The sequence below is a fragment of the Micrococcus sp. EWR3.9.1 genome, from assembly GCF_052615555.1.
The window spans coordinates 208,577-235,265 of record NZ_JBQXFD010000002.1 but is presented as its reverse complement, the minus strand read 5'-3'; the positions used below and the strand labels follow the sequence as shown (position 1 = coordinate 235,265).

22 protein-coding genes are annotated in these 26,689 nt (G+C 73.9%); 14 read left to right on the top strand and 8 right to left on the bottom strand.

The window, feature by feature from the left end:
• Nucleotides 1–107: 107 nt before the first annotated feature.
• Nucleotides 108–623, bottom strand: a complete 516-nt coding sequence (msrB, locus tag ACUJ8O_RS02645; protein WP_098092617.1) for a peptide-methionine (R)-S-oxide reductase MsrB — start codon at nt 621–623, stop codon at nt 108–110.
• A gap of 87 nt (nt 624–710) precedes the next feature.
• On the opposite strand from msrB, the gene ACUJ8O_RS02640 reads away from it, so the two are divergent.
• Nucleotides 711–2,111, top strand: a complete 1,401-nt coding sequence (locus tag ACUJ8O_RS02640; RefSeq protein WP_098092620.1) for an alpha/beta hydrolase family protein — start codon at nt 711–713, stop codon at nt 2,109–2,111.
• A gap of 6 nt (nt 2,112–2,117) precedes the next feature.
• Here ACUJ8O_RS02640 and ACUJ8O_RS02635 read toward each other — a convergent pair whose 3' ends face one another.
• Nucleotides 2,118–4,211, bottom strand: coding sequence for a M3 family metallopeptidase (locus ACUJ8O_RS02635; protein WP_445373119.1), 2,094 nt, complete (start codon nt 4,209–4,211; stop codon nt 2,118–2,120).
• A 99-nt stretch (nt 4,212–4,310) separates the two neighbouring features.
• On the opposite strand from ACUJ8O_RS02635, the gene ACUJ8O_RS02630 reads away from it, so the two are divergent.
• The 8 genes from ACUJ8O_RS02630 to ACUJ8O_RS02595 all read left to right on the top strand — a co-directional run bounded on the left by ACUJ8O_RS02630 (nt 4,311) and on the right by ACUJ8O_RS02595 (nt 13,341).
• Complete coding sequence (locus ACUJ8O_RS02630) at nt 4,311–5,072, top strand: YebC/PmpR family DNA-binding transcriptional regulator (protein WP_036317934.1); 762 nt, start codon at nt 4,311–4,313, stop codon at nt 5,070–5,072.
• Between the two features lie 47 nt (nt 5,073–5,119).
• Entirely contained in the window at nt 5,120–5,755 is a 636-nt protein-coding gene (gene ruvC, locus ACUJ8O_RS02625; protein ID WP_036317938.1) for a crossover junction endodeoxyribonuclease RuvC, read from the top strand.
• An 80-nt stretch (nt 5,756–5,835) separates the two neighbouring features.
• Nucleotides 5,836–6,480 (top strand): Holliday junction branch migration protein RuvA, encoded by a 645-nt coding sequence (ruvA, locus tag ACUJ8O_RS02620; RefSeq protein WP_036340291.1) that lies wholly within the window; start codon nt 5,836–5,838, stop codon nt 6,478–6,480.
• Nucleotides 6,477–7,499 carry a Holliday junction branch migration DNA helicase RuvB gene (ruvB, locus tag ACUJ8O_RS02615; RefSeq protein WP_036317944.1) on the top strand — a complete coding sequence of 341 codons (1,023 nt, stop codon included), beginning with the start codon at nt 6,477–6,479 and terminating at the stop codon, nt 7,497–7,499. The genes ruvA and ruvB overlap by 4 nt, the downstream gene beginning before the upstream one ends.
• Before the next feature lie 60 nt (nt 7,500–7,559).
• Entirely contained in the window at nt 7,560–7,991 is a 432-nt protein-coding gene (locus tag ACUJ8O_RS02610; RefSeq protein ID WP_036317946.1) for a preprotein translocase subunit YajC, read from the top strand.
• 70 nt (nt 7,992–8,061) lie between these two features.
• Nucleotides 8,062–9,888 carry a protein translocase subunit SecD gene (gene secD, locus ACUJ8O_RS02605; RefSeq protein WP_036340294.1) on the top strand — a complete coding sequence of 609 codons (1,827 nt, stop codon included), beginning with the start codon at nt 8,062–8,064 and terminating at the stop codon, nt 9,886–9,888.
• Nucleotides 9,885–10,925: a protein translocase subunit SecF gene (gene secF / locus ACUJ8O_RS02600; protein ID WP_036317952.1), complete on the top strand. Its 1,041-nt coding sequence runs from the start codon at nt 9,885–9,887 to the stop codon at nt 10,923–10,925. The genes secD and secF overlap by 4 nt, the downstream gene beginning before the upstream one ends.
• 136 nt (nt 10,926–11,061) lie before the next feature.
• Nucleotides 11,062–13,341, top strand: a complete 2,280-nt coding sequence (locus tag ACUJ8O_RS02595; RefSeq protein ID WP_036340297.1) for a RelA/SpoT family protein — start codon at nt 11,062–11,064, stop codon at nt 13,339–13,341.
• Nucleotides 13,342–13,352: 11 nt separating this feature from the next.
• On the opposite strand, the gene ACUJ8O_RS02590 is transcribed toward ACUJ8O_RS02595, so the two are convergent.
• Entirely contained in the window at nt 13,353–13,970 is a 618-nt protein-coding gene (locus ACUJ8O_RS02590) for a hypothetical protein (protein ID WP_012750900.1), read from the bottom strand.
• 85 nt (nt 13,971–14,055) lie between these two features.
• On the bottom strand, nt 14,056–15,594 hold the full coding sequence (locus ACUJ8O_RS02585) for a DUF349 domain-containing protein (protein ID WP_445373118.1): 1,539 nt from the start codon (nt 15,592–15,594) through the stop codon (nt 14,056–14,058).
• A gap of 174 nt (nt 15,595–15,768) precedes the next feature.
• Between ACUJ8O_RS02585 and hisS the strand changes: the two genes are divergently transcribed.
• Nucleotides 15,769–17,145, top strand: a complete 1,377-nt coding sequence (gene hisS, locus ACUJ8O_RS02580; protein WP_036313678.1) for a histidine--tRNA ligase — start codon at nt 15,769–15,771, stop codon at nt 17,143–17,145.
• 60 nt (nt 17,146–17,205) lie between these two features.
• On the opposite strand, the gene ACUJ8O_RS02575 is transcribed toward hisS, so the two are convergent.
• Nucleotides 17,206–18,507 (bottom strand): APC family permease, encoded by a 1,302-nt coding sequence (locus ACUJ8O_RS02575; RefSeq protein WP_371506540.1) that lies wholly within the window; start codon nt 18,505–18,507, stop codon nt 17,206–17,208.
• Between the two features lie 145 nt (nt 18,508–18,652).
• On the opposite strand from ACUJ8O_RS02575, the gene aspS reads away from it, so the two are divergent.
• Nucleotides 18,653–20,467, top strand: a complete 1,815-nt coding sequence (gene aspS / locus ACUJ8O_RS02570; RefSeq protein WP_078025478.1) for an aspartate--tRNA ligase — start codon at nt 18,653–18,655, stop codon at nt 20,465–20,467.
• A gap of 23 nt (nt 20,468–20,490) precedes the next feature.
• On the opposite strand, the gene dtd is transcribed toward aspS, so the two are convergent.
• The 3 genes from dtd to ACUJ8O_RS02555 all read right to left on the bottom strand — a co-directional run bounded on the left by dtd (nt 20,491) and on the right by ACUJ8O_RS02555 (nt 23,457).
• Nucleotides 20,491–20,943, bottom strand: coding sequence for a D-aminoacyl-tRNA deacylase (dtd, locus tag ACUJ8O_RS02565; protein ID WP_044659818.1), 453 nt, complete (start codon nt 20,941–20,943; stop codon nt 20,491–20,493).
• 44 nt (nt 20,944–20,987) lie between these two features.
• Nucleotides 20,988–22,727 (bottom strand): choice-of-anchor I family protein, encoded by a 1,740-nt coding sequence (locus ACUJ8O_RS02560; RefSeq protein WP_044659817.1) that lies wholly within the window; start codon nt 22,725–22,727, stop codon nt 20,988–20,990.
• A 139-nt stretch (nt 22,728–22,866) separates the two neighbouring features.
• Complete coding sequence (locus ACUJ8O_RS02555) at nt 22,867–23,457, bottom strand: DUF1697 domain-containing protein (RefSeq protein ID WP_044659816.1); 591 nt, start codon at nt 23,455–23,457, stop codon at nt 22,867–22,869.
• A 52-nt stretch (nt 23,458–23,509) separates the two neighbouring features.
• Here ACUJ8O_RS02555 and ACUJ8O_RS02550 point away from each other — a divergent pair, with 52 nt between their 5' ends.
• The 3 genes from ACUJ8O_RS02550 (at nt 23,510) to rpsD (ending at nt 26,553) form a co-directional block, all read left to right on the top strand.
• Complete coding sequence (locus ACUJ8O_RS02550) at nt 23,510–24,907, top strand: replication-associated recombination protein A (protein ID WP_044659815.1); 1,398 nt, start codon at nt 23,510–23,512, stop codon at nt 24,905–24,907.
• Between the two features lie 171 nt (nt 24,908–25,078).
• On the top strand, nt 25,079–25,642 hold the full coding sequence (locus tag ACUJ8O_RS02545; protein ID WP_020621560.1) for a general stress protein: 564 nt from the start codon (nt 25,079–25,081) through the stop codon (nt 25,640–25,642).
• A gap of 284 nt (nt 25,643–25,926) precedes the next feature.
• Nucleotides 25,927–26,553, top strand: coding sequence for a 30S ribosomal protein S4 (gene rpsD / locus ACUJ8O_RS02540; protein WP_036313685.1), 627 nt, complete (start codon nt 25,927–25,929; stop codon nt 26,551–26,553).
• The last annotated feature ends 136 nt before the right edge of the window (nt 26,554–26,689 follow it).

Below are 26,689 nucleotides of genomic sequence, written 5' to 3'. Positions count from 1 at the left end.
GTTGGCACCGGCCCGAGTCAACAACGTCATGCCCTCCTACACCTAGGCTGCGGGGCCCAGCGGGCCGCGGGGGCGCGCCGTGGACGCCACGGCGCTCCCGCACCGGATCAGCGCGCCCCGTCCGGGGCCGCCGCGTCGTCGGCGGGGGCCAGGCGCAGCGAGATCGAGTTGATGCAGTAGCGCAGGTCCGTGGGGGTGTCATAGCCCTCGCCCGCGAAGACGTGACCCATGTGGGAGCCGCACGCCGCGCACCGCACCTCGATCCGCTCCATGCCCAGGGTGGTGTCCTTCAGGTACTCCACCCGGTCCTCCGCGAGCGGCGCGAAGAACGAGGGCCAGCCGCAGTGCGCGTCGAACTTCTCGTCCGAGCGGAACAGCTCGGACCCGCACGCCCGGCACGCGTACACGCCCTTCACGTGCGAGTCCCAGTACTCGCCCGTGAAGGGCCGCTCCGTGCCGGCCCGGCGCAGCACCTGGAACTCCTCGGGCGTGAGCCGTCGGGCCCACTCCTCGTCCGTCAGGCGGGTGCCGCCCGGGGCGGCCAGGGTCTGCTCGGGTGCGGGGGCGTCCCGCGCGGGGTCGGGGGTGGGGCCGTCATGGGGGGTGTGGGGAGTCTCGGTCATGCCCGGTGCAACGGTCCGGAGCGCCGTCGTGTTCCCGACCGGCGCCGCATTGGCGGGCGCGCCCGCCCGTGGAGGACAATGGCGCGCATGGCCGCACGACCCCGCCGTCCCCGTCCCCGCCCCGCCGACCTGCCGCCCGCCCTGGCCGCCGCCGTCACCGTGGCATCCCGGCGGGCCGGGAGTCGCGAGTCCCGCGTCCGCCGAGCGGGCCGCCTGGTCCGCCGCGGAGTCACCGGATCGGTGCGCGGCGGCGTGGCCGTGGCCTCCCCGGTGGCCCGCTGGGCCCCGCCCGTGCTCAGCGTCGCCGCGGCCTCCGCCTTCGTGCTGGCCGGGGCGAGCTCGGCGCTCGCGGGCGTGTTCGCCCGCACCGTGGTGACCCCCGTGCGCCGCCACGCCGAGTCCACGCCGATCCTCGCCGTCGTCGACACGCCCGCCGGGCAGGACGTGATCCTGCAGGCCGACGAGTACACCACCGTGCCCGGCCAGTACTCCCTCACGTTCGACGACGGCGCCGGATGCGCCCGGATCGGGGAGATCACCTCCTTCGACCCCCGGGACGGCACGGTGCAGCGCGCGGTCGAGGAGGTCTTCTCCGGCGATCTGACGACGGCGACCCGGGGCCGGTTCACCGGCTTCGTCTACCCGACCCCCGCCGACGCCGGGCTCGACGCCGAGGACGTGCAGGTGCCGGTGCCCGGCGGCCACGCCCGCGCATGGCGCATCGCGCCGGGCCCCAGCGAGGACGGCGAACCCCGTCCCGCGGAGGGGCTGTGGGCGGTGATGGTCCACGGCCGCGGCGCGCGCCGCAACGAGGGCATCCGCGCCGTGCCGACCGCCCGCCGCCTGGGCATGACGTCGCTGCTGATCTCCTACCGCAACGACGGGGACGCCCCGGACGCGGCCGACGCCCGCTACGGGCTCGGCACCACCGAATGGGAGGACGTCGAGGCGGCCATCCGCTACGCCCTCGACCACGGCGCCCGGGACGTCGTCCTCTTCGGCTGGTCCATGGGCGGGGCCGTGGTGCTACAGACCGTGGACCGCTCCCCGCTGGCCACGCACGTGCGCGGCGTGGTCCTGACGGGCCCCGTCGTGGACTGGGTGGACGTGCTGCGCCACCAGGCCCGGCTCAACCGGATCCCCGAAGCCGTGGGCCTGCTCGGCCAGTGGCTGCTGGCCAACCGGGCCGGCCGGTTCATCACGGGCCTGGCCGCCCCCGTGGACCTCAAGGCCCTGGACTGGGTGACCCGCGCCGACCACGTGCGCGTGCCCACGCTGATCCTGCACTCCGAGGACGATGAGTACGTGCCCGTCGGCCCCTCGCAGGACCTGGCCGAGCGCAACCCGGACCTCGTGCGGTTCGTCCGCTTCCACCAGGCCCGCCACACCCGCGAGCAGAACGTGGACCCGCGCAAGTGGGACACCACCGTGCGCGGCTGGCTGCGCGCCGTGCTCAGCGCCCCCCGCCCCGGCGGCCGGGGGCGCTGACCGCGCTCAGGCCGCGGCGTCCGCCAGCCCCCGACGGCGCAGCAGCGGCTCGAGCTCGGCGTCCCGGCCACGGAACGCGCGGTAGGACTCCAGCAGGTCACGCGTGTCGCCCCGCGAGAGCAGCTCGTCCGCGAACCGGCGGCCGTTCTCCCGCGTCATCCCGCCGTGCTCGCGGAACCACTCCACGGCGTCCGCGTCCAGCACCTCGGCCCACACGTAGGAGTAGTACCCGGCCGCGTAGCCGCCGCCGAAGATGTGCTTGAAGTAGCCGGTGCCGTAGCGCGGCGGCACCAGGTCCGGGTCGATGCCCGCCTCGGTCAGCACCCGGCGCTCGAACGCGGCCGGGTCGGCCGTGGCGGCGTGCACCGTCTCCTCCGTCAGCGAGTGCCAGGCCCAGTCCACGAGCGCTGCGCCCAGGTACTCGACCGTGCGGTGCCCCTCGCCCCACAGGTCCGCAGCCTCGAGCCGCTCCAGCGTCCCCGCCGGCAGCGGCTCGCCCGACTCCACGTGCCGCGCGTACGCGGCCAGCAGGGACGGCTCGCGCAGCCACACCTCGTTGACCTGCGACGGGAACTCGACGACGTCGCGCGGCACGTTCGTCCCGGTGAGCGAGGCGTACTCGCCCCGGGCCAGCAGCCCATGCAGGGCGTGGCCGAACTCGTGGAACAGCGTCGTGGCCTCATCCAACGACAGCAGGGCCGGACGCCCCGCCGCCGGGGCCGGCACGTTCATCGTGGTGAACACCACCGGGCGCTCGCCCAGGGCGTCCGCCATGTCCCGCACCGTGTGCATCCAGGCACCGCCGGACTTGGTCGGCCGCGCGAACAGGTCCGCGACGAACAGACCCACCCCGGCACCGTCCTCACCCGTCACCTCGAACACCCGGATCCCGGGGCGGTACAGGTGCCGCGCCAGCTCCGGGCGCTCGGCGAATGTGAGCCCGTACAGCGCCGTCGCCGCCGCGAACACGCCCTCGGTCAGCACCCGGTCCAGCTCGAAGTACGGGCGCAGGGCGTCCGCGTCCACCGCGAACTCCTCCCGCGCGTACGCCGCGGACAGCGCCGGCCAGTCCCACGGGGCCACCTCGGCGTCCGTCCGGCCCGCGTGCGCCGCCGCCGTCGCCGCGTCCGCCCGCGCATTGGCCATCGCCCGCGGCGCCATCGCGGCCAGCAGCTCCTCCACGGCCGCCGTCGACGGCGCCGCCCGGTCCTTCAGCGCCTGCTCGGCCCAGCTCTGCGCCCCCAGCAGCCGCGCCTTGCGCAGCCGCAGCCGCACCATCGCCATCGCCGTCGTCAGCGTCTCGTGCTCCCCGGACCCGCCCCGGCCCGTCGACGCCTCGAACACCTCGCGCCGCATCCCCTCGTCCTGCAGGGACGCCAGCCACGGCTGCGACGTGAACAGGGACAGCGTCAGCAGCCACGGGCCCGCCGCCGCGTCCCCGTCCCCGTGCCCCGCCTCGGCGGCCGCCCCCGCCGCCGCGGCCAGGTCGTCCTCGCTCAGACCGGCCAGGCGCTCGCGGTCCGTGACGAGCACGGCGCGGGCGGCGGTGTCCGCGACGAGGCGGCGCGTGTAGGCGGCCGAGAGGGACGCCAGCTCCGTGTTGATCCCGCGCAGCTCCTCGCGCGCGGCCTCGTCTAGGTCCGCCCCCGCCAGGGAGAGGCGCAGGCGCAGCGTCTCCAGCAGGCGGGCGTCCTCGCCCGTGAGGCCGCCGTCGTCGATCGAAGCGGCGCGCGCCGCCAGCCGCGGGTCCAGCAGGATCGCGTCCTCGTGGGCCGCGAGCTCGGGGGAGAGCTCCTCGGCCAGGGCCTGCCGCGCATCCGTGCCGTCCGAGCCGACGAGCGTGAAGAACATCGCGGCGGAGCCGCGCAGCAGCTGGCCGGACAGCTCGAGCGCACGGACGGTGTTCTCGAAGGTCGGCGCCGTGGCCGCCCCGAGGATCTGGTCGACCTCGGCGCGCTGGGCCGCCATCCCCGCGCGCACGGCCTCGGCCAGCTGCGCGTCGGAGACGGCGGAGAAGTCGGGCAGCCCGTAGGGCAGGTCGGAGGGGGTCGCCAGCGGGTGGTCGGCGGGCAGGACGGAGGGCGCGGAGGTGTGGGTCATGGGCGCGAGTGTAGTCAGCCGTGATCCGCGCCACCCCACCGGGCGTCGCTAGACTGGGCGGTCGAGCCAGCAGACGAGATCCAGACCTGAGGAGGCGTGATGGCAGGACATTCCAAGTGGGCGACCACCAAGCACAAGAAGGCCGTCATCGACGCGCGGCGCGCCAAGGCGTTCGCGAAGTACATCAAGAACATCGAGGTCGCGGCACGTGCCGGCGGACCCGACGTCGCCGGCAACCCCGCCCTCGACCTGGCCGTGTCCAAGGCCAAGAAGGCCTCGGTGCCCAACGACAACATCGACCGCGCCGTCAAGCGCGGCGCCGGCCTCACCGGCGAGGTCATCGACTACGCCGAGATCATGTACGAGGTCCGCGGCCCCCAGGGCTCGGCGCTGCTGGTCGAGTGCCTGACCGACAACAAGAACCGCGCCGCCGCGGACGTGCGCGCGGCCGTCACCCGCAACGGCGGCACCATGGCCGACTCCGGCTCCGTCTCCTTCCTCTTCGAGCGCAAGGGCCTCGTGCGCCTGCCCGCCGAGGGCAACACCGAGGACGGCCTGCTCGAGGCCGTGCTCGAGGGCGGCGCCGACGCCGAGGAGGTCGTCGTCTCCGGCGACTCCTTCGAGATCCTCTCGGACCCCTCCGACCTGCAGTCCGTGGCCAAGGCCCTCGACGAGGCGGGCGTGGAGTACGAGTCCGACGAGCTCGAGTTCGTCCCCACCATGAAGGTGGACCTGGACGCGTCGGGCGCCCGCACCTTTCTCAAGCTGGCCGATGCCCTCGAGGACCTCGACGACGTCCAGAACGTCTTCTCGAACGTGGACATCGCCCCCGAGGTCCTCGCCGAGCTCGACGAGGACTGATCGCGCTGAGCGCGCGCCGGCCCGCCGACGTCGTCCGGATCCTCGGGGTGGACCCGGGGCTCACCCGCTGCGGGATCGCCGTGGTGGACGTGGACGCGCGACGGCGGGCCGCGCTCGTCCACGTCGAGGTCACGGGCACCCCCCCCACCGCCCCCCTGGACCAGCGCCTCCTGCGCATCGACGAGGCCGTCTCCGCGGTCCTCGCCGCGCACCGGCCCGATCGCGCCGCCGTCGAGCGCATGTTCGCGAACACGAACACGCCGACCGTGCTGGGCACGGCCCAGGCCGCGGGCGTGGCGATCGCCGCGGCCGCGCGCGCCGGCGTCCCCGTGGGCCTGCACACCCCCTCCGAGGTCAAGGCCGCCGTCACCGGACACGGCGATGCGGGCAAGGAGCAGGTCACCACGATGGTCACCCGGATCCTCCGCCTCGACGCCCCGCCGCGCCCGGCCGACGCGGCCGACGCCCTCGCCTTGGCCATCGCCCACGGCTGGCGCGGCACCGCCCTCGGCGCGGCCGCCGGCCAGACCGGCCTCGACACCGCGGACCTCGCCTCCCGGGCGGGGCGCTCGCAGTTCGCCGCCAAGGCGCCCGCGCGCGCCCGCCCGCGGGGCCAGCTCACCGCCGCGCAGCGGGCCTGGCTCGACGCCGAGCGCTCGGCGGGCGGCGGGCGTCGCCGGTAAGCCGCTGCCGGGCCGGCGTTCGATGATATGTTCGAATCCGCGCCGACCGGCGTCCGTCCGTCCCGACAGGAGGGCCCCTCATGATCGCCTCGCTCAGCGGCACCGTCGAGCACGTGGCCCTCGACCGGGCGGTCATCGCCGTCGGCGGCCTGGGTGTGCAATTCTCCGCCACCCCGCAGACGCTGTCCACCCTGCACGAGGGCCGGCCGGGGGCGGTGCAGACCCACCTCGTGGTCAAGGAGGACGCCCTGACCCTCTACGGCTTCGCGGACCGCGACGAGCGCGAGGTGTTCGAGGTGCTCATCACGGCCAACGGCGTGGGTCCCCGCCTCGCCCTGGCGATCCTCTCCGTCCACCACCCCGAGACCGTGCGCCGGGCGGTCACCGAGGAGGACGAGAAGACCCTCACCCGCGTGCCCGGCATCGGACCGAAGATGGCGCGCAAGATCATCGTCGAGCTCTCCGGCCGCCTCGCACCCACCGGGGAGCCGGTGCCCGAGGCGGAGGCCGAGGCGAGCGCCGAGTCGGCCGTCGAGACGGTCTGGCACGCCGACGTCGTGCAGGCGATGGCCGGCCTGGGCTGGTCCGAGAAGGAGGCGCTCAAGGCCGTCGAGGCCACCGTGGCGGCCCGCCCGGAGCTGGACGAGGGCCGCGACGTCGCCGCGCTGCTGCGTGCCACCCTGCGCGACGTCGGCATGGCCGGCTCTGTGCGAGGCGGGCGATGAGCGCGGAGTCCTCGCCGCTGTCCGCGGCGGCCGTCGACCCGGAGGAGCGTCGGCTCGAGGCCGCGCTGCGCCCCAAGCACCTGGACGAGTTCGTGGGCCAGATGCGCGTGCGCGAGCAGCTGGACCTCATGCTCGCCTCCGCCCGGCTGCGCGACCGCGCCGCGGACCACGTCCTGCTCTCCGGTCCGCCCGGGCTCGGCAAGACCACGCTGGCGATGATCGTGGCCGCGGAGATGAACGCCCCCCTGCGGCTGTCCTCCGGCCCTGCGATCCAGCATGCGGGCGACCTCGCGGCCATCCTGTCCTCGCTCACCGAGGGCGAGGTGCTCTTCCTCGACGAGATCCACCGGATGTCCCGCCCGGCCGAGGAGATGCTCTACATGGCCATGGAGGACTTCCGGGTGGACATCGTGGTGGGCAAGGGCGCCGGCGCCACCTCGATCCCGCTCGAGCTGCCGCCCTTCACGCTCGTCGGCGCCACCACGCGGGCCGGCCTCCTGCCGGGGCCGCTGCGCGACCGCTTCGGCTTCACGGGCCATCTGGACTTCTACACCGAGGTGGAGCTCGAGCGCGTCCTGCGCCGCTCCGCCCTGCTGCTGGACATGCGGCTGGCCACGGAGGGGTACCGGCAGATCGCCCGGCGCTCGCGCGGCACCCCGCGCATCGCCAACCGCTTGCTGCGCCGCGTGCGGGACTGGGCGCTCGTGAAGGGGCTGGCCGAGGTCGGCGCGCACGACGCCGCCGCCGCCCTGGACATGTACGAGGTCGACGGGCGCGGCCTGGACCGGCTCGACCGGTCCGTGCTCACGGCCCTGTGCACCACGTTCGGCGGCGGGCCCGTGGGGCTCAGCACGCTGGCCACCGCCGTGGGGGAGGAGGCCGAGACCGTGGAGACCGTGGCCGAGCCCTTCCTCATCCGCGAGGGCATGGTGGCGCGGACCCCCCGTGGCCGCGTCGCGCTGCCGGGGGCCTGGGAGCACCTGGGCCTCGCCGCTCCGGAGGCCACGCCGGGGCCGTGACGCCCAGGGCGGGCCCCTACACTGGACAGGCCCGCCCACCCCGAGCATCAGGAGTCCCCCATGCCCGTCGCCACCGCCGCGACCCTGCCCGTGATCGCCCAGCAGGCCCAGGGGGGTGGCGGCAGCCTGCTCATGCTCATCGCCTTCGCCCTGCTCGCGGTGATGCTCTTCCTCTCCTTCCGCAAGGGCAAGAAGATGCAGCAGCAGCAGGCGCAGATGCGCAGCACCCTCGCCCCAGGCGTCGAGGTCATGACGGGCGCCGGCATCTTCGGCACCGTCGTGGCCGTGGACACCGAGGGCCAGCGGGTGACGCTGGAGACCGCCCCGGGCACCCGCATGGACGTGCACCTGCAGGGCGTCACCACCGTCGTGGAGCCGGAGACGGCCGCCGCGCCCACCACGGACCCGTCGCGTCTGGATGACGCCCCCGGCACCGAGTACCGCGCCGACGACGCCGACGACCCGCGTCCGCGCCGCGACGACCTGGCCTGAGGCCCACCCACCCCTGCACACGCGGCCCCGCCTGGCGGGGCCGCTCGAATGTGACGGAAGCACCTGAGCAATGGCGAAGAGAACACCCACCGGCTCCGCCGGGCGCACCCTGGCCTGGCTGGCCGCCCTCCTCGTGGTCCTGGCCGCGATCCTCGGCGGGGGCGTGGCCTCCGGCGCGGCCTCCTGGGCTCCCAAGCTCGCCCTCGACCTCGAGGGCGGCACGCAGATGGTGCTGGCCCCCCAGACCTCGACGGGCGAGTCCGTCACCCCCGAGCAGCTGGACCAGGCCGTGGAGATCATCCGCCAGCGTGTGGACGGCTCCGGCGTGGCCGAGGCGGAGGTCGCCACGCAGGGCTCCCAGAACGTGGTCGTCTCCCTGCCCGGGGTCCCGGACGAGGAGACCCGCCGCCTGATCCAGGCGTCCGCGGACATGCAGTTCCGCCCCGTGCTGCAGTCCGGCCCGGGGGAGGCCACCCCCGAGGACCAGCGCCTGCCAGAAGACCAGCTGCCGAAGCCCGACGGGGAGCCGGCGGACGCCTACGACCCGAACTGGGTCACCCCGGCCCTGCTGGCCGAGTTCCAGGCCACGGACTGCACCGCCCCGCGGGACCCGGCCGCGCCCCCGCCGCCGTCCGACCGGGCGATCGTCGCCTGCCAGCCCTCCGAGGAGCTCGCCGACGGCGCCGTCACGCCGGCCCAGAAGTACATCCTGGGCCCCGTGGTCATCCCGGGCACCCAGATCAAGGGCGCGTCCAACGGCATGGCCCAGGCCCAGGGCGGCGTCTCCACCAACCAGTGGGTCGTCAACATCGAGTTCGACGAGGAGGGCACCAAGGCCTTCACGGAGGTCACCCAGAAGCTCACCCCGTACCCCGAGGGCGACCCGCGCAAGCAGTTCGCGATCCTGCTGGACGGGGACGTGATCTCCGCGCCGCAGTCCAACGTGGTCATCACCAACGGCAGCGCGCAGATCAGCGGCCCCACCCTGAACGAGCAGACGACGGCGCAGTTGGCCGAGCAGCTCAACTACGGCTCCCTGCCGATCTCCTTCTCGATCGAGTCCGAGCAGCAGATCTCCGCCACGCTCGGCCGGGACCAGCTCTTCTGGGGCCTGATCGCCGGCCTGATCGGCCTCGGCCTCGTGGCCGTGTACCAGTTCTTCCAGTATCGGGCCCTGGGCCTGCTGACCTTCGCCTCGATCATCGTGGCGGGCGTGCTGACGTGGCTGACCATCGCGATCCTGGGCTGGACGGACAACTACCGCCTGTCCCTCGCGGGCATCGCCGGGCTCATCGTGGCGATCGGTCTGACGGCGGACTCGTTCATCGTCTACTTCGAACGCATCAAGGACGAGCTGCGCGCGGGCCACACCGTGCCCGTCGCCGTGCACGAGGGCTGGAAGCGCGCCCGGCGGACGATCACCGCGTCCAAGGCCGTGAACCTGCTGGCCGCCGTCGTGCTGTACTTCGTGGCCGTCGGCAACGTGCGCGGCTTCGCGTTCACCCTCGGCCTCACCGCGATCGCCGACCTGATCGTGGTGTTCATGTTCACCCACCCGCTCATGGTGCTGTTGGCCCAGACCCGCTTCGTGGGCGAGGGACACCCGATGTCCGGACTGGACCCGTCGCTGTTGGGCGGGCCGTCCCTGTACCAGGGCGCCGGGCGCTTCCGCGAGCCCGCCCACGCCCCCCGCACCGGGCTCCCGGCGGAGGCCTCCGACGAGCCGGCCGACGCCGACGACGCGGCGGCCGCCGACGCCCCGCGCCCGCTCGCCGCGACGGGCGCCCCCCGCGCGGGCTCGTCCGCCCGGGGCGGCCGCCGCTCGCGCACCGCGCCGCCCATGACGATCGCCGAGCGACGCCGCGCCGAGCGACGCCGCCAGGAGGAGGACCAGTGAACCGCTTCGCCGACTGGGGCAACGCCCTCTACTCGGGCCGCATCTCCTACCCGTTCATCCAGCGCTGGCGGCGGTGGTTCGCCCTCGCCGCCCTGCTGCTCGTCCTCGCCGGCGGCCTGACCGCCCTCCGCGGTGGCTTCAACCTCGGCATCGAGTTCCGGGGCGGCTCCGAATTCACCGTCTCGCAGACGGCCTCCACCGACGTGGCCGCGGGCGAGCGCGCCGTGACCGACGTGCTGGCCGACGGCCACGCCACCGTCACGAACGTCGCCCCGGGCACCGTGCGCGTCCAGACCGAGCAGCTCGACGACGCCCAGACCCGAGCCGTGGCCGCGAACCTGCAGGAGGCCTACGGCGTCGGCCAGGACCAGGTGACCTCGACCTTCGTGGGGCCGACCTGGGGCGCCGCGGTGTCGCAGCAGGCCCTGATCGGCCTGGTGATCTTCGTGGTGCTCGTGACCCTGTTCATGGCCGTGTACTTCCGCACCTGGAAGATGTCCCTGGCCGCCGTGCTCGGCATGCTCTACGTGGTCGCGCTGACCGCCGGCATCTACGGCGCCACCGGCTTCGAGATCACGCCGTCGGCCATCATCGGCTTCCTCACGATCCTGTCGTACGCGCTCTACGACACCGTGGTGGTCTTCGACAAGATCCGCGAGAACACGATCGGGGCCGAGGAGGACCCGGAGCGCTCCTTCGTCGAGAACGTGAACCTCGCGGTGAACCAGACGCTCGTCCGGTCCATCACGACCTCCGTCGTCGGCATCCTGCCGGTCGGCTCGATCCTGTTCATCGGCGCGGGGCTGCTCGGTGCCGGCACGCTGCGGGACATCGCGCTCGCGCTGTTCGTGGGCATCATCGTGGGCACCCTGTCCACCCTGTTCCTCCAGGCGCCGCTGTACGCCCTGCTGCGCCGCAACGACCCGGACGTGCGCGACCACGACGCCCGGGCCGCGGCCCGCGCCGCCCGGGAGCGTGCCTCAGAGGCGGTCACCGATCCCGACGTCGCCCCCTGGGACGACGGCGCGCGACTCTGACGGAGCCGCTGCGGCTCCGGTGCACCTGCCACCGGGCCCGGCGGTCTTTCTGGGGCGGGGCGGGACGGGCGCGGGTAGACTCGCCGATCATCCCGGCCGGAGCGGTCGGGGCCGCACGAGTCAGGAGGCGTGGCCCATGAGCGAGCAGGACCCCACTCCCGTCCCGGTCCGGCCCCGCGGCCGGATCGCACGCCTGACCGGCCGGCACGCCACCGAGTACTCGCCCCTGCTCGAGCCGCTGATGCGCACGGTGCGGCAGCGAGCCACCAAGACCGAGCTGGCCGACATCGTCCGCGCCTTCGAGGTCGCCCGCGCGGCACACGAGGGGCAGATGCGGCGCTCCGGGGACCCGTACATCACCCACCCCGTCGCGGTCGCCACGATCCTCGCCGAGATCGGCGTGACCGGCCCGACCCTCCTGGCGGCCCTGCTGCACGACACCGTCGAGGACACGGACTACTCCCTGGAGCGCCTGCGCGCCGACTTCGGCTCCGACGTCGCCCTCCTCGTGGACGGCGTGACCAAGCTGGACAAGGTGACCTACGGCGCCGCGGCGCAGGCCGAGACCGTGCGCAAGATGGTCATCGCGATGGCCCAGGACGTGAACGTCCTGCTCATCAAGCTCGCCGACCGGCTGCACAACGCGCGGACGTGGCGGTACGTCTCCCCGGAGTCCAGCGCGCGCAAGGCCCAGGAGACCCTGGACATCTACGCCCCGCTGGCCCACCGGCTCGGCATGAACACCGTCAAGTGGGAGCTCGAGGACCTCTCCTTCGCCGCCCTCAAGCCCAAGATGTACGCGGAGATCGTGCGCCTCGTGGGGGAGCGGAACCCGGAGCGGGAGAAGCACATCGCGGCGCTGCGCACCGTGATCGAGGATCATCTGCGCGAGCACCGGATCCGGGCGACCGTCACCGGACGGCCGAAGCACTACTACTCGATCTACCAGAAGATGGTGACGCGCGGGAAGGACTTCGACGACATCCACGACCTGACGGGCATCCGGGTGCTCGTGGACTCCGTGCGTGACTGCTACGCCGTGCTCGGCGCGATCCACGCCCGCTGGAACCCGGTCCCGGGTCGGTTCAAGGACTACATCGCGGTCCCGAAGCTGAACATGTACCGCTCCCTGCACACCACGGTGATGGTGCCGGGCGGCAAGCCGGTGGAGATCCAGATCCGCACGCAGGAGATGCACCGCCAGGCCGAGTACGGCGTCGCCGCGCACTGGCGGTACAAGGCCCAGGCCGCCGGCCAGGCGCCGGTGCAGGCCACGCCGGCCTGGCTGCGCTCGGTGATGGACTGGCAGGCGGACACCCGGGACCCGGACGAGTTCCTCGCCTCGCTGCGCACCCAGATCGGGGCGGACGAGGTGTACGTCTTCACGCCGAAGGGGGAGATCCGCACCCTGCCCGCCGGCTCCACGCCCGTGGACTTCGCCTACGCCATCCACACCGACGTCGGCCACCGCACCATCGGTGCCCGGGTCAACGGCAAGCTCGTCCCGCTGTCCACGCCGCTGAGCCACGGCGACACCGTGGAGGTCTTCACCTCGCGCGCCGAGGACGCGGGCCCGAGCCGGGACTGGCTGGGCTTCGTGGTCTCGCCACGGGCCCGGTCCAAGATCCGTCACCACTTCGCCACGCAGCGCCGCGGCGAGCAGGCCGACCGGGGACGCGAGTCGCTGACCCGTCAGCTGCGCAAGGCCGGCATGACCGTGCAGCACGTGCTCGGCGGCGAGGAGCTGGTGCAGCTGGCCACGGATCTCGGCTACGCGGACCTCGACGGGCTGTTCGTGGCCCTCGGCGACGGTCACGTGTCCGCGCAGTCCGTGCAGGAACGCGTCGCGGAGCGCCTCGCTCCGCCGACGCCGACGCAGGCCGAGCCGGAGGGCGAACTGACCGTCGGCGAGGTGGACCTGCAGGAGCTGGTCCCGGCTCAGGCGCGGCGCGCCCCCGCGCGGGCCACCAACGACGCCGGCGTGCTCGTGGACGGCGACGGCGGTGTCATGGCCAAGCTGGCCCGGTGCTGCAACCCGGTGCCGCCGGATGCCATCGACGGGTTCGTCACCCGCGGCTCCGGGGTCTCCGTGCACCGGGTCGACTGTCCGAACCTGGCGACCCTGCTCGCGCAGGAGCCGGAGCGCCACACCCCGGTCAGCTGGGCGCCGTCGAGGGACACCGTCTACCTGGTCGAGATCCAGATCGAGGCGCTGGACCGCAAGTCGCTGCTCTCCGACGTCACACGGGTCCTCTCCGAGAACCACGTGAACATCCTCTCGGCCTCCGTGAACACCACCCGCGACCGCGTGGCGATGAGCCGGTTCGTCTTCGAGATGGGCGACCCCCGGTTCCTCGGCCACGTGATCGACGCGGTGCGCCGCATCGACGGCGTGTTCGACGTGCACCGCACCTGAGCCTCCCGGCCTCAGTCGGGGACGTCCAGCGCCGTCAGCAGCGCGCCCAGCCGGCGCCGGGCCGCCACGACGCCGGCGCGGCGGGTCCGGCGGGCCAGCCGCTCCCGCAGCCCGGCGGCGCCGTGGGCGCCGATCACGGCAGCCGCGCGCCGCGCCGCATCCGGGTCGGCGCTGAGCAGCAGGTCTTCGACCGTCCGGGCGGGCGTGGTGACCCGCACGGGGCCGAAGCGGAGCACGTCCTGTTCGGCGGGGGCGACGCCCGTGGCATCGGCTGCGACGTCCGACTGCGTGAGCGTCCAGGGCAGCTGGCCCCCGCCGGCGGGGCGCCGGTGGAAGTGCGGCACGGCCGCGTGCAGCCGCCCGGGCGCCGCGCCGCCGGCCAGGATCCAGGCCGCCGACGGGCCGATCGCGGTCCAGCCGGCGGCCAGGAGCGGGCCGCCGAGGGTCCACAGGGCAGCGGCCCGGACCGCGGGATCGTCCGCCGCGTCCGGCCGCGCCCACACTCCGGGCAGCAGCGGTCGCACGGCGCCCCGCGCGCCGAGCGCCTGCAGCTCCGGCTCCGTGAAGGGGTCGCCCGCCAGCATGAGCGCCCCGGCCGGGGCGGTCTCCTCGATCGTCACGGTCGTCATGCCCGGAGCCTGCCAGAGACAAGGACGCCCCCGCGGCCGCCTGTGGACAGACGGGCCGCGGGGGCGTGCTCGAGACGGGTGGGGCTCAGCGGAGCTCGGAGGCCGAGGCCTCGAGGGCCTGCTTCCACTTCAGGCGCGCGTCGAGCGCCTCCTGAGCCTTCTTGACGGCGCGCTGGTCGCCCTGGGCCTGGGCCCGGGCGAGATCCGCCTCGAGCCCGGCGATGGTCTCCTCGAGCTGCGTGAGGGCGGAGTTCGTGCGGGCCTTGGTCTCCGGATCGGTGCGGCGCCAGTGCTCGTTCTCCGCCTGCTTGAGGGCGTCCTCGAGCCTGCGGAAGCCCTCCTCCATGCGACGGACGTCCCCGCGGGGCACGCGGCCGGCATCCTCCCACCGCCCGCGCAGCTCGTTGAGCGCGCGCCGCCCGGCCTTGACGTCCGTGAAGGGGAGCAGCTTCTGGCCGTCGGCGAGGATCTGCTCCTTCACCTTCAGGTTGGCCCCGTACTCGCGGTCGATCTCCTGGTTCGCGGCCTTGCGGGCGGCGAAGAAGACGTCCTGGGCGGCGCGGAAGCGGGCCCAGAGGGCGTCGTCCTCCTTGCGGGAGGCCCGGGGGGCGCGCTTCCACTCGTCCATCAGGTCGCGGTACTTGCCGGCGGTCACGCCCCAGTCGGTGGACGTGGACAGCTCCTCGGCGCGGGCGATGAGGCGCTCCTTGACCTGCTTGGCCTCGGCCGAGGCGGCGTCCAGCCGGGAGAAGTGGGCGCGGCGGGTCTTGTCGAACGTGGTGCGGGCGCCGCGGAAGCGCTTCCACAGGTCGTCCTCGACCGACTTGGCCAGACGCGGACCGGCCTTCTGGGCGGCCTTCCACTGCTCGAACAGCTCCGTCATGCGCTTGGACGCGGTCTTCCAGGGCATCCGCTCGGCCGGGGTCTGGGCGAAGGTCTCGGCCTCGGCGACGATGGCCTCGCGGGTGGCCAGCTGCTCGGCCTGGGCGGCCTGCCGGGCCTCCTGTTCCGCGGCGCGGTAGTCGCCCAGGAGGGTCTCCAGGGCCGCCAGGCGGGTGCGGAGGGCGTCCATGTCGCCGACCATGTGGCGCTCGTTCACCGCGGTCGTCATCTGACCCAGCGCGCGGCCCAGCTCACCCGAGGGGGCGCCGGCGGCGATGCGCTGCTCGAACAGGGCCATCTGGGCGCGCACGTCGTCGTACTTGCGCACGAAGTACGCCAGCGCGTCCTCGGTGCTCGCGTCCGGCACCTGGCCGACCGCGTGCTCCTCCTGCCCGTCCAGCAGCGTGACGTGGCCGTCCTCGCTCACCCGGGCGAACCTGGCGGCCTCCTCCACCGGGGTGGGCGGCACGGTCGGGGCCACGACGGGGGCCGGGGCGACGGACGCGGCGGCGGGCGTCGCGGGGCGCACGGCGGCCGGGCTGGCCTTCTTCATCGCGGCCGGGGAGGGCACGGCGGGCGTCTCGGCGGGCTGGGAGGAATCACCGTGCGCCGGGGCGTCGGGGACGATCTCGGGGACGGGCCGGGCCTCGGCGGGCACGGTCGTATCGGCGGCCTCGGCCGACGCGGGGGTGGACTCGGTGGCGGGGGACTGCTGGTCGTCGGGCTGCATGTGATTGGTCACCGCTGGAACTCTCCCTGACTGCGCCGGCACGCAGTCGTCGAGGGATGCGGCCGGTCGGGATGGACACGAACAGGGCCAGCGTACCGGGCCGGACAGCGCCCGCGCCTAGAATGGGCCGGTGCGCCGGCGGGGGACCGTCGCGCGTCCCCGCCGTCGTCGTCTCGAAGGATCGCCATGTCCCGCAAGGCCTCCCTGTCCGGTTTCCACGAGTGGCTGCCCGCCGAGCGGCTCGTGGAGCAGCACGTGCTCGACACGCTGCGGCGGACCTTCGAGCTGCACGGGTTCGCCGGCATCGAGACCCGTGCCGTGGAGACCCTGGGCCAGCTGCTGCGCAAGGGCGAGGTGGACAAGGAGGTCTACGCGGTCTCGCGCCTGGCCGAGGACGAGGAGGTCGCCGCGGGCCTGCGCGATCCCAAGGACCCGGCCGACCCCAAGCGCCTGGCCCTGCACTTCGACCTCACCGTGCCGTTCGCCCGCTACGTCGTGGAGAACGCCGGCCACCTCGCCTTCCCCTTCCGTCGCTACCAGATGCAGAAGGTCTGGCGCGGGGAACGCCCTCAGGAGGGCCGCGCCCGCGAGTTCACCCAGGCGGACATCGACGTCGTCGGCGACGGCGCCCTCTCGCCCCGGTACGACGCCGACGTCGCACTGGTGATGGCCGAGGCGCTCGGCGCCCTGCCGATCGGCGACTTCCTCATCCGCGTGAACAACCGCAAGCTCGCCGAGGGCTTCTACCGGGGCATCGGCCTGGAGGACACCGCCGGCGTGCTGCGCAGCATCGACAAGCTGGAGAAGGTCGGCCCGGAGGAGGTCGCGCGGCTGCTCCAGGAGGAGGTCGGCGCGAGCCCCGAGCAGGCTGCGCAGGCGCTGGCCCTGGCGGACATCCGCACGTCGGACACCTCGTTCGTCGAGCGGGTCCGCGCCCTGGGGGTGACCCACGAGCTGCTCGAGGAGGGGCTGACCGAGCTGGCCGACGTCGTCGCCACCCTGCACCGCCGCGCCCCCGGGCGCGCCGTGGCGGACCTGTCCATCGCGCGCGGCCTGGACTACTACACGGGCACCGTCTACGAGACCGTCCTGGTGGGCCACGAGCAGCTCGGCTCGATCTGCTCGGGCGGCCGCTACGACGCGCTCGCGTCCAAGGGGAACCGCGTGTTCCCCGGTGTCGGACTGTCCATCGGCGTGACGCGGCTGGTGATGCGCATGCTGTCCCAGCAGATGGCCGTGGCCTCCCGCTCCGTGCCGACCGCGGTGTACGTGGCGCTGACGGCGGACGAGGACTGGTCCGAGGCCCAGGACGTCGCGGCCCTGCTGCGGGAGCGCGGCATCCCCGCGGAGGTCGCGGTGTCCGCGGAGAAGTTCGGCAAGCAGATCAAGTATGCGGACCGCCGCGGCATCCCGTTCGTCTGGTTCATGGGTCGGGACGACGCCGGCGCGCGGGTCCACGAGGTGAAGGACATCCGCTCCGGCGAGCAGCACGCCGCGGACCCGGCCGACTGGACCCCGCCGGCCGAGGACCTGCTGCCGCAGGTCGCCCGCGCGCAGGACTGAGCGGACGCGGCCGCTATGCCGGCCCCGGTGTGCGGCGGCGGTGGGTGTCTGCGCGTCGGGTCACCGGCCCCGGCGCCCGGCCCGCACGAACGCGCGCCCGCCCACCCCGATCAGGAACACGCCCGCCATCGCGGCCACGGACATCGGCGGCAGGCTGAGGGCGAGCAGCAGGCACAGGGCCAGGCCCAGGACGTTGACGGCGCGGGGCACGCGCAGCGGGCGCAGCGGGCGCGGCCGGGCCGGGCGGCGGCCGTCGTCGTCCCCGCGCAGGGTCAGGGCGGACAGGTTCGCCACCGCGTAGTAGACGAGCACGCCGAACGAGCTGAAGCCCACCACGGTGAGGATGTCCGTGGTGAGCAGGAGCAGGATCACGGCCGCGGCCAACGTCAGCTGAGCCGTCCACGGCGTGCCGGTCCCCGCATGGACCCGTGCCAGGGGGCGGGGCAGGTCGGACTCGCGGGCCATGGCCAGGGCGGTGCGGGAGATGCCCGTCAGCAGGTTGAGCATGGCCCCGGCCGCGGCGAGGGCGGCGCCGGCCACCGCCACCCAGCCCCAGCCGGAGCCCAGGGCGGTCTCGAGCAGGTCGCGCACGGGCGCCGGGGACCGGGCCAGCCCGGAGGTCCCGAGGCCCGAGATCAGCGCCGTGGCGAGCAGCAAGTACAGCGCCACGGTCACGGCGAGGGCGATCAGGATGGCGCGCGGGATCGTGCGTGCGGGGTCGATGACCTCCTCACCCATGGTGGCCACGCGCGCGTAGCCGGCGAACGCGAAGAACAGGACGCCCGCGCCCATGAGCACGCCCTGCACGGGGGAGTCGACGCCGAGCGCCGCGGCCGAGCCCCCGGGGGCCTCGCGCGCCAGGCCTGCGCCGATGGCCAACACGAGCACGGCGAGCACGGGCACGAGGATCGCCAACGTCGCCTGCGCGGTCCGCGTCACGCCCGCCATCGCCACCCCGGTGAGCACGACGACGGCGGCCACGCCCGTCCACCGGGCCGCGGCGGCGTCGTCGGGGAAGAGGTACAGGCCGAGGGTGGCCGCCATCGCGGCCACCGACGCGGTCTTGCCCGTGACGAAGCCCCAGCCGGCGACGAAGCCGGCCCACGGGTGCAGCTGCCGCCGGCCGTAGACGTAGGCGCCGCCGGACTCGGGGTGGACGGTGGCCAGCTGCGCCGTGGACAGGGCGTTGCACAGGGCCGCGACGGCCGCGACCGCCAGGGCCCCGTACAGCAGGCCGGGGTGGCCGCCGGTGAGCGCGGCCGCCAGGCCGATCGCGGTGAACACGCCCGCGCCGATCATCGAGCCGAGGCCGATCGCGACGGCGTGGAGCAGGGTCAGGCGGCGCTGCAGGGCGGTGGTCATGACGGGGTCCTCCTGGGCTGGGGCAACGCGGACGGGGCACTAGACTGACGGGAACGGCGCGCGCCCGCCCCGCAGGCGTATCACACGGCGTCGACCATCACATGAACCCCGCACATCGTCCGGCGACCGGACGGAGAGGACCCTCGTGCTGCGCACCCACTCCCTCGGCGAGCTCAACGCCTCGCTCATCGGCCAGACCGTCACCGTCACCGGCTGGGTGGCGCGGCGGCGCGACCACGGCGGCGTGGCCTTCGTGGACCTGCGCGACGCCTCGGGCTTCGCCCAGGTCGTGGTGCGGGACGAGGCGGACTTCGACCCGCTGCGCAACGAGTGGGTCCTGCAGGTCACCGGCACGGTCGAGCGCCGCCCCGAGGGCAATGAGAACCCGAACCTGCCCTCCGGTGAGATCGAGCTGATCGCGGAGACCGTGACGGTGCTCAACACCGCCGCCGCGCTGCCGTTCCAGGTGGACGAGCACGTGGAGGTCGGCGAGGAGGCCCGGCTGCGCCACCGCTACCTCGACCTGCGCCGCCCGCAGCCCTCGCGCATCATGCGCCTGCGCTCCGAGGTCAACCGCACGGCACGCGAGCTGCTGCACGGCGAGGGCTTCGTGGAGGTCGAGACCCCGACACTCACGCGCTCGACGCCGGAGGGCGCCCGCGACTTCCTCGTCCCGGCCCGCCTGGCTCCCGGCTCCTGGTACGCCCTGCCGCAGTCGCCGCAGCTGTTCAAGCAGCTACTGCAGGTGGGCGGGATCGAGAAGTACTACCAGATCGCCCGCTGCTACCGCGACGAGGACTTCCGCGCCGACCGTCAGCCCGAGTTCACCCAGCTGGACATCGAGGCCTCCTTCGTGGAGCAGGACGACGTGATCGCCCTCGGCGAGAAGATCGTCAAGGCCCTGTGGGCCCTCGTGGGCGTGGACGTGCCGACGCCGATCCGCCGCATGACCTACGCCGAGGCGATGGAGAAGTACGGCTCGGACAAGCCGGACCTGCGCTTCGGCCTCGAGCTGACGGACCTGACCGAGTACTTCAAGGACACCCCGTTCCGCGTGTTCCAGAACGAGTACGTGGGCGCCGTCGTGATGCCGGGCGGCGCCTCCCAGGCCCGCCGCACCCTCGACGCGTGGCAGGAGTGGGCCAAGCAGCGCGGCGCCAAGGGCCTGGCCTACGTGCTCATCCAGGAGGACGGCGAACTGACCGGCCCGGTGTCCAAGAACATCTCCGAGGAGGAGAAGGCCGGGCTGGCCGCCGCCGTGGGCGCGAACCCGGGCGACTGCGTGTTCTTCGCCGCCGGCAAGCCGAAGGAGTCCCGCGCGCTGCTGGGTGCGGCCCGCGTGGAGATCGGCCGTCGCTGCGGGCTGTTCACCGACGCCGGTGACGGCGTGGCCGCGAAGGACGCCGACTGGGCGTTCGTGTGGGTCGTGGACGCGCCGATGTTCGAGCCGGCGGCCGACGCCGTGGCCTCGGGCGACGTCGCCGTGGGTGCGGGCGCCTGGACCGCCGTGCACCACGCGTTCACCTCGCCCAAGCCGGAGTTCGCGGACACCTTCGACACCGACCCGGGCGCGGCCCTGGCGTATGCGTACGACATCGTGTGCAACGGCAACGAGATCGGCGGCGGTTCCATCCGCATCCACCGTCAGGACGTGCAGGAGCGCGTGTTCGAGGTCATGGGCTTGTCCCCGGAGGAGGCGAACGAGAAGTTCGGCTTCCTGCTCGAGGGCTTCAAGTACGGCGCCCCGCCGCACGGCGGCATCGCGTTCGGCTGGGACCGCGTGGTCGCCCTGCTGGCCGGCACCGACTCGATCCGCGAGGTCATCGCGTTCCCGAAGACCGGCGGCGGCTTCGACCCGCTGACGGCCGCACCGGCGCCCATCACCGCCCAGCAGCGCAAGGAGGCCGGCGTCGACGCGCAGCCGGAGCCGAAGCAGGCCGAGGCCGAGCCGGAGGCCTGATCCGGGTCCGCGGCGGGCCCGCCTCAGCCGCGCCGCGGACCGGCCAGCTCGTCCGAGTCCACGATCAGCGTGAACGGCCCGGAGTTGGTGAGGGAGACGTCCATCTTCGCGCCGAACACCCCGCGCTCCACGCGCACGCCGGCGGCCTCGAGCTCGGCCGTGAACCGCTCGTAGAGCGGCTCGGCCTGGTTGCCCTTCGCCGCGCGCGTCCAGGACGGCCGCCGGCCCTTCCGCACGTCGCCGTACAGCGTGAACTGGCTGACGACGAGCGCCGGGGCACCGGCGTCGGTGAGGGACCGCTCGCCGTCGAGCATGCGGAGCCCGGCCACCTTGCGGGCCACCTGGACGGCCTCGGCCTCGGTGTCGTCGACGGTCACGCCGAGCAGGATCACCAGCCCCTCGCCCTCGAAGGAGCCGACGACTTTGCCGTCGACGGTCACGGACGCGGAACGGGCGCGTTGCAGAACGGCTCTCATGCAGCCATTCTGCAACGCGCCCGGAACCGGTCCGCGTCAGCGGATCACTGACGACGGGTCGGATTCACCTCGTACACGGTGGTCGAGCCGGAGACCTCGTTGGCGACGATCAGCAGGGCGGTGCCGGAGGGGGACTCGTCGGCCGGCACGAAGGTCAGGCCCTCGGCGCCCATGTCACCCAGGCCGGCCGTGGCGTCGTCGCCCGCGGCATCCCAGTCACGGTCGTTGACGTAGTCCACGTAGGTGGCGTTCCGCGGGTCGGTGATGTCGAAGACCACCACGCCGCCGATGCGCTCGAGGCCCACGAACGCGTAGGTGCGGCCCTGGATCGTGCCCACCACCACGGACTCGGGCTCGGGGCCCTTGTCATCCGAACGGGAGTCCCCGGACGGGGTCTCGTCGTTGTTCGCGTTGAACGCGTGCTCCGGCAGCTCGCCGGCGGCCACGAGCCGGGCGATCTGCTCCTCGATCATGCCGGCGGAGTCGAACAGGCGGGTGCCGTCCGCGGTGTAGATGGAGAAGGACCGGCCGCCCAGTGTGGTCAGGGAGGAGTGGCACTCGCGCTCAGAGTCGTAGCCGAGGTCGGTGAGCACCTTCAGGCGGCCCAGGGCATCCTTCTTCTGCAGGGCCTTGGCCCCCGGGAACTCGGCGGCGCACAGGTCCAGGTCGCTGACGCGCTCGGAGTCGTTGAAGTCGCCCCACTCCCGCCCGTCACCCTCGTTGGCGGTGACGACCAGGTTCTGACCGCGCCAGCGGTACGTGTCGATGCCGTCGGGCATGGGCAGGCCGTCGACCGGCCAGTGGCCCAGCTCGATGCCGCCGTCCTTGTCCGAGGCGTCCAGCACGCCCTCGGTGGACCAATCGGTGGGCGTCAGCGCCCAGAGGTCCTCCAGCGTGGCGGACTTCAGGTCCACGACGGCGACGGCGTTGGCCTCCTGCACGGACACGTAGGCGGTGCGTCCGGTCGGGTCGACGGTGACGTACTCCGGCTCGAGGTTGCGAGCCACCCGACCGGCGGGCTCGTGACCGGCGGGCACCGCCATATCGGGGCCGGAGACGCGCACGCCGGCGGGCAGGGCGGTGCCGGCGTCGTAGGCGCGGAAGTCCACGGTGCGCACCGCGTCCTGGGTCAGGCGGGAGAACTGCCGGGCGTTCTTCGGTACGGAGACCACGGAGATCGTGCCCTCCGGGTCGACGGAGAAGTCGTCGGCCGGTTCGCCCTCGTTGGCGACCACCACGTACGCCCCGTTCGGGGAGAAGGCCAGCGAGTCCGGCAGGGCACCCACCCGCACGCCGCCGAGGTAGCGCAGGGTGGTGGTGTCGAAGAACACGACCCAGCCGTGGTCGGTCTTCTCGGCGGCCTCCACGGCGACGGCCATCACGCCGCCGGAGACGGCCACGGAGTTCACCGTGGCGCCCTTGTCCGTGACGGAGCCGTCCGCGGTGCGCAGGCCCTCGGCGGAGAGGGTCCGCTCGGCCACGGGGGCGGCGTCGGCGCCCAGGCGCATGACGTCGACGGCGCCGCGCTGCGCATTCACCACGAACAGGCGGCCGGAGACCGCGTCGAAGGCCGGGATCTCGGCGGCGGACTCGCCGAACACGCCGGTCTCGTGGGTGCCGGCGCGGGTGAGCTCGATGCTCTTGCCGGACGGGTTGGCGGCGATGGCGGCGCGCTGGGCCGTGGCCGAGTGCGGGGCGGGCGCGCTGAGGGAGGCCGGGGCGAGGAAGGCCGTGGACAGGGTCGCGGCGGTGACGGCCGTGGCGAGGCGTGCGAGGCGAGGCATGGATGCTCCAGTCAGGGCAGGGAGGCGGAGGACGGGGTCACCCCATCGCACGGATGTGAACGGTCCGTGACGTCCCGGCCAGCGCGCGGTGTCCCGCGGGTGTCGACGCCCCGGACGCCCCGCGTGCCGTCCGCCGAGGTCAGTCCTCGCTCGGCAGCCCCGCGAGCACCCGCACCGTCGTGAGGTTCCGGGCCGTGCCGCGCACCCCGAGCGCCCGGTCGAGGCGGGCCGGAGTGAGCGGGGAGTCGGCGACCCCCGCGGCGCAGCGCATCCACAGCAGCCGTCCCTCCAGGGCCGTGCGATCCGGCCCCGCGGGTCGGTCGTCCCCGTGGTCGAGCGCGGCCAGGGCGGCGGCCGCCTCGGGTGCGGGGTCGTCCTCGAGCACGGTGAGCTGCGTGCGTTTCGGCTCGCCGCCGGCCCAGGGGAGCGCGTCGTGCAGCTCCAGGGCGCGCCGGAGCGTGCCCACGTCCACGAGGACCACGGGGACGTCGAGGCCGCCCTCCTCACGCGCCCGTCGCGCGAACCCCTGCCGCACGCCCTCCGCGGCTGCGTCGGAGGACGCCCGGAACAGGACGTTGCCGCTGGCCAGGTGGGTGGTGACCGCCTCCCCGCCGGCGGCCTGGGCCCAGCGGATCAGCGTGTCCTTGCCGACACGGTTGCTCCGCCCCACGTTGATCCCGCGCAGCAGCAGGACGTGGGTGTGGTCGGTGCGCGGGGCGGCGGGGCTCATGCGGCCATGATGCCACCCACGCCCCCGCGGGCCGAGGACTACCCTGGACCCGATGGACGACCTCTTCAGCGCCGCCCACAACGGGGCCGACGACGACGGCCCGGCCGGCACCGTGGCCGCCCCGCACCCCGGCGCACCGCTGGCCGTGCGCATGCGCCCGCGCACGCTGGATGACGTGCTGGGCCAGCGGCACCTCATGCGGCCGGGCTCCCCGCTGCGCAAGCTCGCCGAGCCCGATCCGGACTCCGCCGCGGGACCGAGCTCGGTCATCCTCTACGGGCCTCCGGGCATCGGCAAGACGACGCTGGCCCACGTGATCGCCCGCGCCCCCGGGCGCACGTTCACGGAGCTGTCCGCGATCACGGCCGGTGTGAAGGACGTGCGGCAGGTGATGGAGCAGGCCCAGCGCGAACGGGACCTCTACGGGCGCACCACCGTCCTGTTCCTCGATGAGATCCACCGCTTCTCCAAGGCGCAGCAGGACGCGCTGCTGCCGGGCGTCGAGAACCGCTGGGTCGTGCTGGTGGCCGCGACCACGGAGAACCCGTCCTTCTCCGTGATCGCACCCCTGCTCTCCCGGTCGCTGCTGCTCACGCTGCGTCCCCTCACGGACGACGACATCGTCGGGCTGCTGGACCGTGCCGTGACCCAGGAGCGCGGGCTCAACGGCGCCGTGGTGCTCCAGGACGACGCGCGGGACTACCTGGTGCGGATGGCCGGCGGCGACGCGAGGCGGGCGCTCACGGTGCTGGAGGCCGCGGCCGGCGTCGCCCTGGACAAGGCGCGCGAGGCCGGCCGGGCGGGGGAGGGCGCCGTCGCGGTCACGGACGAGGACGCCGCGCAGGCGATGGACCACCACGTCCAGCGCTACGACAAGGACGGCGACCAGCACTACGACGTGATCAGTGCCTTCATCAAGTCCATCCGCGGCTCGGACGTGGACGCGTCGATGCACTACCTCGCCCGGATGCTGGAGGCGGGGGAGGACCCCCGGTTCATCGCCCGGCGGCTGATCATCTCCGCGTCCGAGGACGTGGGCATGGCCGACCCGACCGCGCTGCAGACCGCCGTGGCCGCCGCCCAGGCCGTGCAGCTGATCGGCATGCCGGAGGGACGCATCATCCTGGCGCAGGCCGTGACGCATCTGGCCACCGCGCCGAAGTCCAACGCGAGCTACACCGCCGTGAACGAGGCGATCGCGGACGTGCGGGCCGGCCACACGGGCGCGGTGCCGGCGCACCTGCGGGACGCGCACTACCCCGGCGCGGCGGCCCTCGGCCACGGCCAGGGCTACGTCTACAGCCACGACGAGCCGCACGCCGTCGCCCGTCAGCAGTACGCGCCGGACCCCCTGGTCGGGAGGGACTATTACCGGCCCAAGCCCATCGGACACGAGAAGCGGCTCACCGAGCAGGTGGCCGCGCTGCGCCGGATCATCCGCGGCGACTGAGCGCGCGCCGGGCCCGAGGGCGGACGCCTCGGGCGGCCGCGCGGAATAAAGACCCCGGATCACCGGTTGTCCAGGGATGAGCGGGGCGGTCGACGTCGGCCCGCCGACTCCTCGCCCGCTCGCGCCCCCATGCACCACCGACGCACAGAAGGAACAGAAGGAGCCGCCCCCATGACCCAGTCCACTCCGCAGCAGTCCACCCCCCAGCACACCGCCGCGCAGCAGCCGGCCCCGTACGGCCGCCCCGGCGCCGGCGGCCCCGCCCTCCCGCAGGCCGACTACCGCATCCTGCGCTCCGTCCCGGCCTACGCCGAGGCCCAGGCCCTCGTGGACCAGCTCTCCGACGCCGGGTTCCCCGTGGAGCGCGTGCGCATCGTGGGCACCGGGCTGCGCTCCGTGGAGCAGGTCCTGGGCCGGATGACCACCGGCAAGGCCGCCGTCCGCGGCGGGCTGCAGGGCCTGTGGTTCGGCCTCCTGCTCGGCCTGCTCTTCTCGATCTTCGCCCCCGGCTTCGGGTTCCTCTGGATCCTGCTGATCTCCCTGGGCCTGGGCGCCCTGTGGGGGGCGGTCTTCGGGGCGATCGGCCACGCGGCCACCGGCGGCAGGCGCGACTTCACGTCCCTGCAGACCATGGAGGCCGAGTCGTACGACGTGCTGGTCGAGGCCTCCCACCTGGACCAGGCCGGTCAGCTCCTCGGCGCGGACCCCGGCACCGCGGCCACGCCGCGCGCCTGAGCCCCGGCCCGCCCCGTCGTCGTCGCTCTGGTAAGGTGGACCGGTCTGGCAGGCGCTGCGCCCCGGACGCATCCCCCTCGCTCGGATCCCCGCGGACGCCCGCGTGCCCGGGCGAGGGACGCGCAGCGCATCAGTGGATGACGGGCGGCGGCACGCCCCTCAGCTCTCCTCAGGATCGCGGGGAGGCCAGGTTCGAGGCCCCTTGACCCGTGCGCCCCGGCGCCCGGACGAGACCTCGAGACAAACCCGAACCGTGCCGCACGTCAAGGAAAGGCAGGTCCACCATGAGTGGCAACCTTCGCACCCGCCGCACCGTGCGGCACTCCCGCGCCCTGGGCATCGCGCTGACTCCCAAGGCCGAGAAGTACATGGAGCGTCGTCCGTACGGCCCCGGCCAGCACGGCCGTGCCCGCCGCAAGCAGGACTCGGACTACGCGGTGCGCCTCAAGGAGAAGCAGCGTCTGCGCGCCCAGTACAACATCCGCGAGGCCCAGATGCGCCGCTACTTCGAGGAGGCCAAGCGCACCGCCGGCCTGACCGGTGAGAACCTGGTCGAGCTCCTCGAGCAGCGCCTCGACGCCCTCGTGCTGCGTGCCGGCTTCGCCCGCACCATCCAGCAGGCCCGTCAGCTCGTCGTGCACCGCCACATCATGGTGGACGGCAAGCGCGTGGACGTCCCCTCGTTCCGCGTGAAGGAGGGCCAGATGATCCACGTGCACGAGCGCTCGGAGAAGATGGTCCCCTTCCAGCTGGCCGCCGCCGGCGCCCACCAGCAGGTCCTGCCCGCCACCCCGGGCTACCTGACCGTGGAGATCGACAAGCTGCGCGCCACCCTCACCCGTCGCCCGAAGCGCTCCGAGGTCCCCGTGACCTGCGAGGAGCAGCTCGTGGTCGAGTACTACGCGCGCTGATCCGCCGCGGCCGGGTCCGTCCCGGACGACGGCGCCCCGCGCGTCCCGCAGGCCCGGTCACCTCTCGGAGGTGACCGGGCCTGCGGCGTCCCCCGGGCCCGCCGCCGGGGATCGGCGCCGCGCCCGGTAAGGTGGG

What these genes read in the sequence shown, in the direction of transcription:
- msrB (WP_098092617.1), bottom strand. Translation starts at nt 623, where the DNA reads ATGACCGAGACTCCCCACACCCCCCATGACGGCCCCACCCCCGACCCC.
- ACUJ8O_RS02640 (WP_098092620.1), top strand. Translation starts at nt 711, where the DNA reads ATGGCCGCACGACCCCGCCGTCCCCGTCCCCGCCCCGCCGACCTGCCG.
- ACUJ8O_RS02635 (WP_445373119.1), bottom strand. Translation starts at nt 4,211, where the DNA reads ATGACCCACACCTCCGCGCCCTCCGTCCTGCCCGCCGACCACCCGCTG.
- ACUJ8O_RS02630 (WP_036317934.1), top strand. Translation starts at nt 4,311, where the DNA reads ATGGCAGGACATTCCAAGTGGGCGACCACCAAGCACAAGAAGGCCGTC.
- ruvA (WP_036340291.1), top strand. Translation starts at nt 5,836, where the DNA reads ATGATCGCCTCGCTCAGCGGCACCGTCGAGCACGTGGCCCTCGACCGG.
- ruvB (WP_036317944.1), top strand. Translation starts at nt 6,477, where the DNA reads ATGAGCGCGGAGTCCTCGCCGCTGTCCGCGGCGGCCGTCGACCCGGAG.
- ACUJ8O_RS02610 (WP_036317946.1), top strand. Translation starts at nt 7,560, where the DNA reads ATGCCCGTCGCCACCGCCGCGACCCTGCCCGTGATCGCCCAGCAGGCC.
- secD (WP_036340294.1), top strand. Translation starts at nt 8,062, where the DNA reads ATGGCGAAGAGAACACCCACCGGCTCCGCCGGGCGCACCCTGGCCTGG.
- ACUJ8O_RS02595 (WP_036340297.1), top strand. Translation starts at nt 11,062, where the DNA reads ATGAGCGAGCAGGACCCCACTCCCGTCCCGGTCCGGCCCCGCGGCCGG.
- ACUJ8O_RS02590 (WP_012750900.1), bottom strand. Translation starts at nt 13,970, where the DNA reads ATGACGACCGTGACGATCGAGGAGACCGCCCCGGCCGGGGCGCTCATG.
- hisS (WP_036313678.1), top strand. Translation starts at nt 15,769, where the DNA reads ATGTCCCGCAAGGCCTCCCTGTCCGGTTTCCACGAGTGGCTGCCCGCC.
- ACUJ8O_RS02575 (WP_371506540.1), bottom strand. Translation starts at nt 18,507, where the DNA reads ATGACCACCGCCCTGCAGCGCCGCCTGACCCTGCTCCACGCCGTCGCG.
- dtd (WP_044659818.1), bottom strand. Translation starts at nt 20,943, where the DNA reads ATGAGAGCCGTTCTGCAACGCGCCCGTTCCGCGTCCGTGACCGTCGAC.
- ACUJ8O_RS02560 (WP_044659817.1), bottom strand. Translation starts at nt 22,727, where the DNA reads ATGCCTCGCCTCGCACGCCTCGCCACGGCCGTCACCGCCGCGACCCTG.
- ACUJ8O_RS02555 (WP_044659816.1), bottom strand. Translation starts at nt 23,457, where the DNA reads ATGAGCCCCGCCGCCCCGCGCACCGACCACACCCACGTCCTGCTGCTG.
- ACUJ8O_RS02550 (WP_044659815.1), top strand. Translation starts at nt 23,510, where the DNA reads ATGGACGACCTCTTCAGCGCCGCCCACAACGGGGCCGACGACGACGGC.
- ACUJ8O_RS02545 (WP_020621560.1), top strand. Translation starts at nt 25,079, where the DNA reads ATGACCCAGTCCACTCCGCAGCAGTCCACCCCCCAGCACACCGCCGCG.
- rpsD (WP_036313685.1), top strand. Translation starts at nt 25,927, where the DNA reads ATGAGTGGCAACCTTCGCACCCGCCGCACCGTGCGGCACTCCCGCGCC.